The organism is Micromonospora sp. LOL_021 (genome assembly GCF_048060215.1).
In the GTDB taxonomy this organism is placed as follows: Bacteria; Actinomycetota; Actinomycetes; order Mycobacteriales; family Micromonosporaceae; genus Micromonospora_E.
This window is the reverse complement of record NZ_JBHMIN010000130.1, coordinates 1-1,132: the sequence shown is the minus strand read 5'-3', so window position 1 is coordinate 1,132 and position 1,132 is coordinate 1. Positions and strand designations below refer to the sequence as shown.

Here is a 1,132-nt window from a genome sequence, read left to right as displayed (position 1 = left end):
GTCCGGGCGGTGGGGTGCCGCCAGGCTGTCCGGGTGGGAGAGCGAGTACGCGTCCGTGAGATCGACGACGACGAGGGCCAGCGCCTGTTGCGGATCATCCGTAGAGGCACCGGCTCGGTGGTGACCTGGCGACGGGCTCAGATGGTGTTGCTGTCCGCGCAGGGCATGCCAGTGGGGAAGATCGCGGAGGTGACGTTCACCAGCGCGGACCGGGTCCGCGACGTGATCCACAACTTCAACGCTGACGGCTTCGACTCGCTCTACCCGAAGTACAAGGGTGGTCGGCCCCGGACGTTCACCCTGCCGGAACGGCGTGAGATCAAGAAGATCGCCAAGTCCAAGCCGGCCGAGCACGGTCTGCCGTTCTCGACCTGGAGTCTGGCCAAGCTGGCCGACTTCCTGGTCGCTGAGGGGGTGGTCGACGACATCAGCCACGAGGGCCTACGGGTCCTGCTCCGCGAGGAGGGCGTGTCCTTTCAACGGGTGAAGACCTGGAAGACCTCCCGCGACCCCGACTACGCCGCCAAGAAGGCCCGCGTCGAGCACCTCTACGCGATCGCCGACGACGAGGTCGTACCCGAGGCCGGTGAGCCCGACGTCATCTTCTGCCTGGACGAGTTCGGCCCGTTGAATCTGCAGCCCCACCCTGGACGGCAGTGGGCCGAACGCGGCGGACGGCACAAGGACCCCGAGCGTGGGCCCAGGCCCCGCCGACGGGCGACATACAACCGCCCACACGGCGTCCGCCACCTGTTCGCCGCCTACGACCTGGGCGCGGACAAGCTCTACGGCCACATCAAGCCGACGAAGCACCGGACACGGTTCCTGGAGTTCTGCCGCTACCTGCGCGGCCTGCACCCGCCGTGGACCCGAATCGCGATCGTCCTCGACAACTACTCCCCGCACCTGAGCACGAAGAAGGACACCCGTGTCGGCGACTGGGCCGCCGCGAACAACGTCGAGTTCGCCTACACGCCGACCAACAGTTCCTGGCTCAACCGCATCGTGCGACACGCAAGTCGCATGAGTACAGCGACACTCATCGAAGGGGGTGCGGCGTGACGTCGCGGATGTAGTGTCCGGTCCCGTGCGCAAGGACCGTCCCCGCCTCGGCGTGCGTCGCGGGTAACCG

Annotated in this window: 1 protein-coding gene; it reads left to right on the top strand. The window is 67.4% G+C overall.

Annotated features, from left to right (window positions below; translation table 11 throughout):
• The first annotated feature begins 33 nt into the window (after positions 1–33).
• Positions 34–1,062 carry an IS630 family transposase gene (locus tag ACFHWT_RS31305; RefSeq protein WP_416598302.1) on the top strand — a complete coding sequence of 343 codons (1,029 nt, stop codon included), beginning with the start codon at positions 34–36 and terminating at the stop codon, positions 1,060–1,062.
• Positions 1,063–1,132: the final 70 nt, after the last annotated feature.